This is a genomic window from uncultured Schumannella sp. (assembly GCF_905479755.1).
Lineage (GTDB): Bacteria > Actinomycetota > Actinomycetes > Actinomycetales > Microbacteriaceae > DCRR01.
Map to the genome: position 1 here is coordinate 39688 of NZ_CAJQNT010000016.1, position 12240 is coordinate 51927.

The following is a 12240-nucleotide window of genomic DNA, read 5'->3' on the forward strand; positions in this document are numbered from 1 at the left end:
GTCCCGCCGGTTCTCCGACTTTGCGGGAGGGGCCGGCGACGGACGGGGTCGGCGACGGACGGGGACAGGAGGCGCCAGCGGCGGACGGGGTGAACGGCGAGCCGGCTCAGGGCAAGCGCCGGGGCAGCACCGCGTGCAACAGCGGAACCGCGGATGCGCCCATCAGCACCCAGCCGAACACCTCGTCGGTGGGCCGCAGTAGCACCCCCGCGATCAGTAGCGCCGCGAACACGATCGCCGAGGTGGTGCGCCGCACCGAGCGGTCGACCGTGCGCAGGCGCTGTTCGACCTCGGGTGAGCGCACCGCGAGTTCGCCACGATCGAGCCGCGAGATGAGCGCATCGGTGCGCTGCGGCAGGCGTGCCAGCGCCGACAGGATCGCGAGCGCCTCGCGCCCCAGCCCGCGCACCGCGCCCGCCCCGCCGCCGCGCAGCAGGGTGCGCGCGAACGGGTCCACCGCATCCCACATGTTGAAGTCGCGGTTCAGCGCGCTCGTGACCCCGGAGGTGAGCGAGATCGTGCGCAGCAGCAACAGGAAGCTCTCGGGCAGTTGGAACGGCAGGGCGCGGATGGTTTCGCCGAACTGGGCGGCGAACTCCTGCACCTCGCGCGGGTCGATGCGCTGCAGCTCGGCGACGCCCATCCCGCCGAAGCGATCGAACAGGGCCGACATGGCGCGCTCCAACTCGACCGTGTCGGCCGTCGGCAGGAGCACCCCGAGACGCTGGATGGCGGCGACCAGCGCCCGGGCGTCACGACCGACCACGGCGAAGATGAACTGCTGCAGGCCCTCGCGCAGCTCGTCCGAAATCTCGCCCATCATCCCGAAGTCGATGTAGGTGAGGCGCCAATCATCCGGCTCGCCCGAGGCGCCCGGAGTCACGAAAATGTTGCCCGGGTGCGGGTCGGCGTGGAAGAAACCGGCGACGAAGATCTGCTGGAACGCCGAGCGGGCGAGCTCCTGCGCCACCGCCGCCGGATCGATGCCGGCCGCCCGCAGCGCGTCGACGTCCGTGATCTTGATGGCGGTGACGTCGGCGAGGGTGAGCACCCGCAGGGCGCTGCGCTCCCAAACAACGGCCGGGGCGGCGACGCGCGGATCGTCGGCGAAGTCGGCGGCGAACCGCTCGGCGCTGACGGCCTCGTGCACGTAATCGATCTCTTCCAGACTCGTCGCCGCGAACTCCTCGACGAGCGCGGGGGCGTCGGTGCGTCGCGACACCAGGCGCACGCGCGACAGCCAGCGCGCGACGCGGCGCAGCGCCGCGAGATCCACCTCGACGACCTCCTCGATTCCGGGGCGCAGCACCTTGACGACCACGTCGGCGAAACCCAGATCGGCGGCGAGCGCCGGCGAGAGCCGCGCCCGGTGCGCCTGCCCGAGGGAGGCGGCCGCGATCGGCTCGCTCTCGAACGCGGCGAACGCGATCGCGAGCGGCATGCCCAGCTCGCGCTCCGCCTGCTCGATGATGCGCTCGATCGGCTCGGCCGCGACCTCGTCCTGCAGACCCTCCAACTCGCGCGTGATCTCGGGCGGCAGCACGTCGAGCCGCGAGGAGAGGAACTGCCCCACCTTGATCATCAGCCCGCCGAGATCCGCGGCGAGCACGTGAAAGCGCCGGGCCAGCCGCTGCAACCGGGGGATGCGTCCGGCGGCCGCGAACCGGGCCAGCCCGAACCGCGGCAGCACCAGTTCGAACCACCAGGCCTGCGCGAGCGCACGCGCCGCGAACCGCATGATGCGGCGGTAGCGTGCGCGCAGGGCGCGATCGTTGCCGGGGGCGGAGCTGCTGCCGCGGGCGGGCGGCACCTCGTCAGCCTTCGGCAAGGATGGCGTAGATCTTGCGGCGGGTCTCGTCGAGCAGGGCGGCGGCGCGCTCCTTCTGCTCGGTCGTGCCGTGCTGGGCGACCTGCGCGGCGGCCTGCGCGAGCTTCGCCCCCGCCTTCGGCACCGCCGCAGAGTGTTCGGCGAAGCGCGGCGCGCGCCAGCCGGAACCGTCCTCGCCCGCGGAAGCTGTGGTGTGCTCGTCGGCGCCGGCGGCCCCGCGCGCCGCGGCGCGCCCCGCCTCGGTGAGCGAGAACACGCGGCGCTCCCCGACGTGCTCCGAGCTGACCAAGCCCTCGTCGACGAGAAGTTCGAGCGTCGGGTAGACGACGCTCGCGGTCGGGCCGTCGACGCTCGGCCCCCTCGAGGCGAGCGCCTGCATGATCTCGTGACCGTTCTTGGCGCCACCCTCGAGGGCGTTCAGGATGTCGAATCGCACGTCACGTCGATCCGCGCGCCCGGTCATCCGCGGCGCGAAGGTGTCGCGAAGATCGTCCAGCGCCTCCCAGAGGTCGAATCCGGAGGAGGTCGAGGTGCGCATGAGAGGTCCTTTCACCGCGGTGAGACTCCCAGTCAACGCCACCACGCTGGGATGACGCCGAGACTTGTCAGCGCGCGGAGCGACTCGCGCGCTCGGCCAGCGCGGCGTTGTAGGCGGCGAGTTCGGCATCCCCATCACGGTCGGCGGCGCGGTCGCGCCTCGTCGCCTCACGGTCGTCACTGCGCGCCCACATGATCGCGACAATGATCGCGAGCGCCACCGTCGGGATCTCGCCCACGCTCCAGGCGATGCCGCCGCCCCAGACCTGATCCTCCAGCGGCGGCAGCCCCCAGGTGCGGCCCATCGCGCCGTACCAGTCGGCCAAAAACAGCGCCTGCTGCGACATGATCGCGAGCCCGAAGAAGGCGTGGAAGGCCATCGTCGCCAGCAATAGCAGCAGACGCAAGGCGTACGGCGGACGCCCGCCGATCGGGTCGACCCCGATCAGCACCTGCGCGAACAGGTACCCGGTGATGAGGAAGTGCGCCACCATCCAGATGTGCCCGGCGTGCTGCTCGGTCGCCCAGCGGAACAGCGGCGAGTAGTAGAACACCCAGAGCGAGGCGGCGAACAGCACCGCCGCGACGATCGGATTCGTCAGCACCTTCGAGAAGCCCGAGTGCACCAGCACCAGGATCCACTCGCGCGGCCCGCGGCTGCCGTCGTCGCGTTTGCGGATGGTGCGCAGGGCGAGCGTCACCGGCGCCGACAGCACCAGGAAGATCGGAATCACCATCGTCAGCAGCATGTGCTCGAGCATGTGGATGCTGAACAGGTACTCCTGGTACGCGCCGAGCGAGCCGCTCGTCGACCAGAACAGCGTCAGCATGCCGATCACCCAGAACGCCGCGCGATACCACGGCCACCGGTCGCCGCGGCGGCGAAGCCGCTCCACGGCGGCGAGGTAGAAGAACAGCCCGAAGCCGACGACGAGCGCCCACAGCAGGTCGAGATCCCAGGTCGTCAAATACCGGATGGGCGTCAGCTCGGGCGGCAACGGCGAGCCGGTCAGATACTCGGCCGGCGTCGGGTCGGCCAGATCGGCGGCCGGAATTTCGACCACGGGAGGTGCCGTGCGCGCGAGGGCCGCCGCGACTCCGCTCGCCACCCCCATGAAGGCGAGTTCCACGGCGACGAACACGGCGAACATCCGGTGGCCAGAGCCGGCGAGAACGCGCCCGACGAGCACGCGGCGCTGCAGCGCGCCGAGCAGACCGAGCACGACGAGCGCCGCCACCTTCGCGATCACGAGCAGCCCGTAGGGGGTGAGCAGCTCCGGCAGACTGCCGACGCGGATCGCGGCGCTCACGTATCCGGAGGCCGCCACCACGAGGAAGCTCACGAGCGCCAGCGTCGAGTAGCGGGGCAGGATCGCCGCGAGACGCTCCGGCCCGCTGGTCGCCCTCAGCACCACCAGCAGCAGCAGCCCGCCCACCCAGACCGCCGCGAAGATCAGGTGCAGCCACAGCGCCGTGACGGCAAGATTGTGGTCGGCCGCCCCACCCGCGTGGCCCTGCTCCGCGAGCGGCGCGAGACCGATCGCGGTGGCGGCCGTGATGATGCCGAGCGCGGTGACGTTTCGCACCGCAAAGCACAGCACCGTCAGCGCGGCGCCGACGAGCATCGTGACAAGCCACGCCTGACCGAGCTCGATCTCGGTGAGGAACGTGCCGAGCGCTTCCCCGTAGCGCTCGTCCAGGCTCGGCGCCGTGTTGAACACGGTCGTGAACGAGAAGAACGCGGATGCCGCCGCCGCAACCGTCCACACCGCGGCCCCCGCGGCGGCGACATCGAGCGCGCGGTCGAACTCCGGCTTCGAGGACGACAGGGCGAACACGGCGAGCACGAGCGAGCCGAGCGTCGCCGCGACACCGAGGTTGAACACGAGCTTGGCGATCGGCAAGCCCCAGCGGACGACCGGGCCCGGATCGATGATCAGCGGGGCGTCCGCACCGCCGCCGACCAGGAGTGCCGCCACCGTCGCCGCGAGGGCGAAGACAACAAGGGCGGCGGGTCCGAGGACCCCGACGAAGCGCGGCACCCCTCCAGCGTAGGCGTCCCGGGCTCCCGAAAAAGCCGAAAGGGGACCGCGGCGCGGTGCGCCGTGATCCCCTCGCGGGAAGCCTGAACTACTTGGCGGCGGCCTTGAGCTTGCTGCCGGCCGAGACCTTCACGCCCTTGCTGGCGGCGATCTGGATGGTCTCGCCCGTCGCGGGGTTGCGTCCGGCGCGCGCGGCGCGGCTGATCTGCTCGAAGGAGATCCAACCCGGGATCGCGACCTTGGTGCCCGAACCGACCGACTCGGCGACGACGTTGAAGAACGAGTCGACGACGCTGGCAACGGTGGCCTGGCTCTGGTTGGTCTCGGCCGCGATCTTTGCGACGAGATCGCTCTTGTTAAGGGTGTCAGCCATGGGTGTCCTCCTCGGACTCAATGCATTTCATGTGGCACGAAGAGTTCGTCAGATCGACAGAACTTTCGCGGTATCGGTTCCGGCGCGATAGCCCCAGAACCACAGTGAAACTAGCACCGAAGGCCCGTCTTTCTGGGGATGTTGACCGGTGTTCCACATCCGGATTTCCTGGGTGTTTCGGCGCCCGGGAACACGAAAGGGGCGAAAACTCACGTTTTCGCCCCTCGCGGTGTGATCTGGGCTGGTTACCAGCTCGACTTCGTCACGCCCGGCAGCTCACCACGGTGAGCCATGTCGCGGAAGCGGACACGCGAGATGCCGTACTTGCTGAGGACACCGCGCGGGCGGCCGTCGATCGCGTCGCGGTTGCGCAGGCGCACCGGGCTCGCGTTGCGCGGCAGCTTCTGCAGACCCAGGCGGGCCTCCTCGCGCTGCTCGTCCGTGGACGTGGGGCTGACGAGCTGCTTCTTCAGCTCGAGGCGCTTCGCGGCGTACCGCTCCACGATGACGGCGCGCTGGTTGTTGCGCGCGATCTTGCTCTTCTTGGCCATGCTTAGCGCTCCTCGCGGAATTCGACGTGCTTGCGGACCACGGGGTCGTACTTCTTGAGCACGATGCGGTCGGGGTTGTTGCGACGGTTCTTGCGGGTCACGTAGGTGTACCCGGTACCGGCGGTCGAGCGGAGCTTGATGATCGGACGAACGTCCTGGGCCTTCTTCGCCATTAGATCTTCTCCCCTCGGGCGAGCAGGTCCTTGACGACCGACTCGATGCCGCGAGCGTCGATGACCTTGATGCCCTTAGCGGAGAGCGTCAAGGTCACGTTGCGCCGAAGCGACGGGACGTAATAGGTCTTCTTCTGCACGTTCGGGTCGAAGCGACGCTTCGTCCGGCGGTGCGAGTGCGAGATGTTGTGTCCGAAGCCGGGAGTGGCTCCAGTCACCTGGCACACTGCTGCCATGGTTCTTCCTTATCGTTGCGGCGAAGCGGACTCCGCCTGATCTACCGTGGGACGATCGCCCCACCCAAGGTCACTTGTCGGCATGCCGAGATCCGGTCGCGAGCGGCCGGACGGCACACAAGAAGCGCGCTTTCGCGCACAACTCTCCGAGGATAGCCGAGGTTCCGGCCCTTGTCATCTCCGAACCGGCGGGGAATCCCCGCACAACCGGGTGATCAGGCGCAGTCGGCGCAGAGACCGAAGACGTCGACCACGTGCTGCGGATCGCGGAAGCCGTGCTGGGCCGCCACCTCGCGCGCCCACACCTCCACCGCATCCGCCCTGATCTCCACCGTCTTGCCGCAGTTGCGGCAAATCAGGTGGTGGTGATGCGTGCCGGGCGTGCACGCGCGGTAGAGGCTCTCGCCGTCCTGCTGCAGCGCATCCGCCTCGCCCTCGATTGCCAGATCCGCCAACGCGCGGTAAACCGTCGCGAGCCCCACCTCCGAACCGGTGCCGCGCATCGAGGCGTGCAAGGCCTGCGCGCTCACGAAACCCTCGGTCGTGCCGAGCGCGGTGCGCACGGCCTCGCGCTGCCAGGTGTTGCGCTTCGTGCTCATGCGGCGGCCTCCTCGACCTCCACTTTACGACCCGCCGCGGTGCGCGCGCGGGCCGCCTCGATCACACGGCAGACGACATAAATGAGGAACGAGATGGTGGTGATGAACGGGCTGATCGGAAGCGATCCGGCGATCGCCAGAAGGATCCCGCCCACCGCCGACACGAATCCGAAGATCATGCTCAGAATCGGCACCAGCACCGGTGACGCGCTCACGCGCAGTGCCGCCGCCGCCGGGGTGACCAGCAGCGCGAGCACGAGGAGCGCGCCGATGATCTGCACCGAGACGGCGACCACGAGTCCGAGCAGCAGCATGAAGACGATCGACAGCGTGCGGCCGGGCACCCCGCGCGCCACCGCGACCTCCGGGTCGAGGCTGTCGAAACTCAGCGGACGCCAGATGATCAGCAGCGCCACCAGCACGACCGCGCTGATCCCGATCAAACGCCAGACCGCCGGATCGTCGACCGCGATGATCTGCCCGGTGAGCAGACTGAACTTATTGGCGCTGCGCCCCGAATACAGCGCCAGGAACAGGATGCCGAGGCCGAGACCGGCGGGCATCAGCACGCCGATGATCGAGTTGCGTTCCCGCGCGCGGGCACCCAGCACGCCGATCAGCAGCGCCGCGATCACCGAACCGAAGATCGAACCGAGCACGACGTCGACGCCGATCAGGAGCGCCGCGGCCGCGCCGGCGAACGAGAGCTCGCTGATGCCGTGCACCGCGAACGCCATGTCGCGCTGCATCACCATGACGCCGATCAACCCGCCGACGATGCCGAGCACCGCCCCGGCGAGCACCGAGTTGGCCACCAGCGCCAGGATCGCCCCGTAGTCGGTGAAGTCGAAGATCTGGTCGAAGCTCATGCCAGCCCCCCGTGAAGGTGGCCGGGCAGCTCGGGTGTTCCGACCACGAGGATGCGGCCCTTCGTGCGGATCACCTCGACCGGCGTTCCGTACAACTCGCTCAAAACGTCGGAACGCAGCACCTCGTCGGGGGTGCCGATGCGGAACGACCCGCCCGCGAGGTAGAGCACCCGATCGACGATGCCGAGGATGGGGTTGATGTCGTGCGTCACCATGAGCACGCTCGCGCCCCGCTCGTGTCGGACGCGTTCGAGCAGCCCGGCGACGGTGCGCTGATGGTGGAGGTCCAGACTGAGCAGCGGCTCATCCGCCAGCACCAGGGCGGGGTCGCCGGCGAGCGCCTCCGCGATGCGCAGGCGCTGCTGCTCGCCGCCGGAGAGCAAGCCAACGGGAACCCGCGCGTAGTCGCTCGCACCGACCTCGGCGAGCAGCTCGTCGACGCGTCGACGCGCGGCGCGGTTGGGCCACGGGATTCCAAACCGGGTGCCGTCGACACCGAGACGCACGAGATCCCGGGCTCGCAGCGGCGTGCCGGCGGCGAAGGGACGCTGCTGCGGGATGTAGCCGACCCGGGCGCGCCCGTTCGGCAGCTCAATCGAACCGCCGTCGAGTCTGGTCAACCCGAGGATCGCGCGCAGCAGACTCGACTTGCCCGCCCCGTTGGGACCGAGCACGGCAACGAACTCGCGGGGTGCGATCGTCACCTCGAGCTCGTCCCAGAGTGTTCTCTCGCCGAAACGGAGCGACGCCCCCCGGATGCGGAGGGCGGCGTCCGTCGTGCGCGGCACGGTGTCAGTCACAGGTCGATCATGCCCCGTTCGCGGCGAGCGCGCTTTCGATGGCGTCGATGTTGGAGGCCATCCAGCTGACGAAGCTCTCCCCCTCCGGCAGCGACTCGGAGAAGTCGACAATCGCGACGCCCGCCTCCTCGGCGGCGGTGCGGACGAGTTCGGTCTCGGCGCCCGAGGTCTGCGAGTTGTAGGCAAGGAAGGCGAGGTGTCCGCCCTCCACCTCCTCGAGCACCGCGGCCAGCATCGCCGGCGAGATGTCAGTTCCCTCTTCGATCGACTCGGCGAAGCCCTCCGGCGTCACATCGGTCAGTCCGGCATCGGCGAGCAGGTAGGCGGCGACCGGCTCGGTCACGACGACTTCGTCGGCAACGTCGGCGTACTCGTCGCCGAGGGCCTCGACTCGCTCGTGCAGTTCTTCGAGCTCGGCCTCGAGCGCTTCAGCGTTCGCCCCGTAGGTGCTCGCGTTGGCCTCGTCGATCTCCTGCAGTTCCTCCGCGATCGCGTGGACGAACTCGATCATGCCGTCGAGCGAGTACCAGACGTGCTCGTTGACGCCCTCGATGTGGCCGTGGTCGGCGTGCTCGTCCTCAGCGTGCTCGTCGTCCGCGTGCTCGTCCTCGGCGTGCTCGTCCTCAGCGTGCTCGTCCTCAGCGTGCTCGTCCTCAGCGTGCTCGTCGTCACCGGTCAGCCCGAGAACATCGACGGCGACGAGCGAGTGCGGCGCGTCATCCATCGCGTCGAGGATGGTGTCGATGAAGGGGTCGTAGCCGCCGCCGTTCGACACGACAAGGTCGGCGCTCTCGATCGCGAGGCGATCGCGCGCCGTCGCCTCGTACGAGTGCGGGTCCTGGACCGTCCCCTCGATGATGCTCTCGACCTCAAAGCCGTTGCCAGCGACGCTCGCCACGAGGTCCGCGTAGACGTCCGTCGAGGTCACGATGCGCAGGATGCCGTCGTCGGCGGGCTCGGCGGTGGCGCATCCGCTGAGGGCGAGCAGGCTCGCCGTGCCGAGGGCGAGGAGGGGAAGACGAGCAGACAACGGGACTCCTTGATCCAGTCGCCGACGATCGACGACGAGCCCACGCTAGACCTTATTGATAACCGTTGTCAAAACGGTTATCAATAACGCGCTCTCCGGCCGCCCGCGCGCGCTCCCGCGCTGCTCGCCCGCCCCCGCGCCCGCACCCCGCTCCCGCACCCGCACCCCGCGCCGCGCGCCCCGCTCCCACACCCGCACCCGCTCCTCGCGAGCGGTGCGAAACGTGGGATGCGCGCACCCCGGATCGCACCTTTCGCACCGCTCGCGGGATGCGGCAGGGGTGTGGCGGGGCTTGCGGGTGCGGGGTGAGCAGAGGTGCGGGGTGGGCAGGGGTGCGGGAGACCGCGCGCTCTGCGCGAGTCCCGCTGAGCGCTCGGCACGCGGCGAGCGGTGCGAAACGTGGGATGCGCGCACCCCGGATCGCACCTTTCGCACCGCTCGCGAACGGATTCGCAGGATCACACCCCACGACCACCGCATCGCGCGAGCCGGGCAGCGCTCGAGTCACCGCGAGCGCCCCGCACCGCGCACCCGGCGAGCGGTGCAAAACGTGGGATGCGCGCACCCCGGATCGCACTTTTGGCACCGCTCGCGGGATGCGGCAGGGGTGTGGCGGGGCTTGCGGGGTGCGGGGTGAGCAGAGGTGCGGGGTGGGCAGGGGGGCGGGGTGGGCAGGGGGGCGGGGCACGCGGAAACGCGCGCTCTGCGGGTGCAGCTCGCGCGCCACGCAGCTCGCGAGCCACGCAGCGCGCGAGCCACGCCAGCGCTCAACCCCCGCGCGGGGGAACGACCCCCTAGTCGAGCAGGAGCGCCGGTTCCTCGAGCACGCTCGCCACATCCGCGATGAAACGGCTGACGACGTCGCCGTCCACGACGCGGTGATCGAAGCTGCCGCCGACGGTGGTGACGTACGCGGGGCGCACCTCGCCATCCACCACCCACGGCTTCTGCTTGATCGCGCCGAGCACCAGGATCGACACCTCGCCCGGGTTCAGGATCGGCGTTCCCGTGTCGACGCCGAACGAACCGAGGTTCGTGATCGTGATGGTGCCGCCCGACATCGCCGCCGGCGGCGTCTTGCCGTCGCGCGCGGTGAGGGTCAACTGCTCGAGCGCCTCCGCAAGCTCGCGCAACGACAGATCCTGCGCGTCCTTGATGTTCGGCACGATCAGCCCGCGCGGCGTCGCGGCGGCGATCCCCAGGTTCACGAAGTGGTGGACGACGATCTCCTTGTCGGTCCACGTCGAGTTCACCGTCGGGTTGCGGCGGATCGCCCACATGAGCGCCTTCGCGGCAATGAGCAGCGGCGAGACCTTCACCCCGGCGAACTCGGGGTTGTTCTTGAGGCGCTTGACGAACTCCATCGTGCGCGTCGCGTTCACGTCGGTGAAGACGCTCACGTGCGGCGCGGTGAACGCGCTCGTCGTCATCGCCGTGGCGATCGCCTTGCGCACGCCCTTCACCGGGATGCGGTCCTCGCGCTCGGCGCCCCACTCGGGCGTCTCGAGGTTGCGGAACACGCTCGCCTGCTGCGCCTGACGGATGACGTCGTCACGCGTGATCTCCCCGGCGAGCCCGGTCGCGGTCACCGTCGCGAGGTCGACCTCGAGATCCTTGGCGAGCTTGCGGATCGGCGGCTTCGCGATCACCGGTCCGGCGGAGGCCGCGGGAACGGAGCTCGGCTTCACCGGGGTCGACTTGGCGGCGACCTCCTGCGGCGCATCCGACCCGCCGTCGGGAGCGACGGTCGTGCCCACGCGACGACGCCGGGTGGTGGCGTGCGCGCCCTTCGAGCCGTAGCCGACGAGCACGGCGCCGGAGCCCGAGTCGGCGGCGGGCTCGTTGTCGCCGTTCTCGGCCGGGCCGATCGTCGTCGCGGTATCGGCGATGGTGCCGAGCGCATCCCCCTCGTTTCCGGGGGCCTGCAGCTCGATCGTGCCGCCGCTCGAGTCGACGCGGATGATCGGCGACCCAACCTCGACGGTCGCGCCCTCCTCGGCGAGCAGTTCGGTGACGGTGCCGGCGAACGGCGACGGCAGCTCGACGAGCGACTTCGCGGTCTCGATCTCGACGAGCACCTGGTTGACGGTGACGACGTCGCCCGGCTTGACCTTCCACGCCACGATTTCGGCTTCGGTCAAGCCCTCGCCGACGTCCGGCAACGGAAACTCTGAATGTGCCACGGTCGACTCCCTGGTGGTTCAGGTCCCCGCGGGGACCACGACGGTTGGGTCAGTAGGCGAGGGCGCGGTCCACGGCCTCGAGAATGCGGTCGGCGTCGGGAAGGTAGTCCCCCTCGAGCTTCGCGGGCGGGAACGGGGTGTCGTACCCGCTGACGCGCAACGGCGGCGCTTCGAGCGAGTAGAACGCACGCTCGGCGATCGTCGCGGCGACCTCCGACCCGACGCTGACGTGGCCGGGCGCCTCCTGGGCGACGACCAGTCGGCCGGTCTTTTGCACGGATGCGAGCAGCGGCGCGTAGTCGACCGGCGACAGCGACCGCAGGTCGACGACCTCGATGCTGGTGCCCTCGCCCACGGCGATATCGGCGGCCTGCAGCAACGCCGTCACCATGGCGCCATGCCCGACGACGGTGACGTCGGTGCCGGTGCGCACGACGCGGCTCTCGTGCAGCGGTGCGGCGGGCGTGCCGCGGTCCACCTCGCCCTTGTGCCAGTAGCGGCTCTTCGGCTCGAAGAACAGCACCGGGTCGCGGCTTTCAATCGCCTGACGGATCATCCAGTAGCCGTCGTTGGCGGTCGCCGGACTCACCACGCGCAGACCCGGCGTGTGCGCGAAGTACGCCTCCGGGCTTTCCTGGTGGTGCTCGACGGCGCCGATGTGCCCGCCGTAGGGCACGCGGATCACGACCGGGAAGTCCTGCGTTCCCTCGTGGCGGTAGGTGAGCTTGGCCAGCTGCGAGGTGATCTGGTCGAAGCCCGGGTAGATGAAGCCGTCGAACTGGATCTCGCACACCGGTCGGTAGCCGCGCATCGCGAGACCGATCGCCGTGCCAACGATGCCCGACTCGGCGAGCGGCGTGTCGAGCACGCGCGACTCGCCGAACTGAGCCTGCAGCCCCTCGGTGACGCGGAACACGCCGCCGAGTCGACCGATGTCTTCGCCCATCAGGAGCACGCGGTCGTCGGCCGCGAGCGCGTCGCGGAGGCCCTCATTGATGGCCTTCGCCATCGTCATCTGC

13 protein-coding genes are annotated in these 12240 nt (G+C 69.8%); all 13 read right to left on the reverse strand.

Annotated elements, in window-relative coordinates; all coding sequences use genetic code 11:
• Positions 1 to 106: 106 nt before the first annotated feature.
• Complete coding sequence (locus tag QZ258_RS04855) at positions 107 to 1738, reverse strand: AarF/ABC1/UbiB kinase family protein (RefSeq protein WP_294179633.1); 1632 nt, start codon at positions 1736 to 1738, stop codon at positions 107 to 109.
• 76 nt (positions 1739 to 1814) lie between these two features.
• Complete coding sequence (locus QZ258_RS04860) at positions 1815 to 2366, reverse strand: PadR family transcriptional regulator (RefSeq protein ID WP_294179476.1); 552 nt, start codon at positions 2364 to 2366, stop codon at positions 1815 to 1817.
• 67 nt (positions 2367 to 2433) lie between these two features.
• A complete protein-coding gene (locus QZ258_RS04865; protein WP_294179477.1) occupies positions 2434 to 4407 on the reverse strand; it encodes a cytochrome c oxidase assembly protein in 1974 nt (657 codons plus the stop codon).
• Between the two features lie 88 nt (positions 4408 to 4495).
• The gene (locus QZ258_RS04870) at positions 4496 to 4780 is read right to left on the reverse strand and encodes an HU family DNA-binding protein (RefSeq protein ID WP_294179478.1); all 285 of its coding nucleotides are present in this window, start codon (positions 4778 to 4780) and stop codon (positions 4496 to 4498) included.
• A gap of 245 nt (positions 4781 to 5025) precedes the next feature.
• Complete coding sequence (gene rpsN / locus QZ258_RS04875) at positions 5026 to 5331, reverse strand: 30S ribosomal protein S14 (protein ID WP_294179480.1); 306 nt, start codon at positions 5329 to 5331, stop codon at positions 5026 to 5028.
• A gap of 2 nt (positions 5332 to 5333) precedes the next feature.
• Positions 5334 to 5504 carry a 50S ribosomal protein L33 gene (gene rpmG / locus QZ258_RS04880; protein WP_029145259.1) on the reverse strand — a complete coding sequence of 57 codons (171 nt, stop codon included), beginning with the start codon at positions 5502 to 5504 and terminating at the stop codon, positions 5334 to 5336.
• A complete protein-coding gene (rpmB, locus tag QZ258_RS04885) occupies positions 5504 to 5740 on the reverse strand; it encodes a 50S ribosomal protein L28 (protein WP_022903747.1) in 237 nt (78 codons plus the stop codon). The genes rpmG and rpmB overlap by 1 nt, the downstream gene beginning before the upstream one ends.
• 215 nt (positions 5741 to 5955) lie before the next feature.
• Entirely contained in the window at positions 5956 to 6339 is a 384-nt protein-coding gene (locus QZ258_RS04890) for a Fur family transcriptional regulator (protein ID WP_294179562.1), read from the reverse strand.
• Positions 6336 to 7208 (reverse strand): metal ABC transporter permease, encoded by an 873-nt coding sequence (locus QZ258_RS04895; protein ID WP_294179564.1) that lies wholly within the window; start codon positions 7206 to 7208, stop codon positions 6336 to 6338. The genes QZ258_RS04890 and QZ258_RS04895 overlap by 4 nt, the downstream gene beginning before the upstream one ends.
• Positions 7205 to 8008 (reverse strand): metal ABC transporter ATP-binding protein, encoded by an 804-nt coding sequence (locus QZ258_RS04900; RefSeq protein WP_294179566.1) that lies wholly within the window; start codon positions 8006 to 8008, stop codon positions 7205 to 7207. The genes QZ258_RS04895 and QZ258_RS04900 overlap by 4 nt, the downstream gene beginning before the upstream one ends.
• A gap of 7 nt (positions 8009 to 8015) precedes the next feature.
• Positions 8016 to 9038, reverse strand: coding sequence for a metal ABC transporter solute-binding protein, Zn/Mn family (locus QZ258_RS04905; RefSeq protein WP_294179567.1), 1023 nt, complete (start codon positions 9036 to 9038; stop codon positions 8016 to 8018).
• A 794-nt stretch (positions 9039 to 9832) separates the two neighbouring features.
• The gene (locus QZ258_RS04910; protein ID WP_294179569.1) at positions 9833 to 11221 is read right to left on the reverse strand and encodes a dihydrolipoamide acetyltransferase family protein; all 1389 of its coding nucleotides are present in this window, start codon (positions 11219 to 11221) and stop codon (positions 9833 to 9835) included.
• 49 nt (positions 11222 to 11270) lie between these two features.
• Entirely contained in the window at positions 11271 to 12236 is a 966-nt protein-coding gene (locus QZ258_RS04915; RefSeq protein WP_294179634.1) for an alpha-ketoacid dehydrogenase subunit beta, read from the reverse strand.
• Positions 12237 to 12240: the final 4 nt, after the last annotated feature.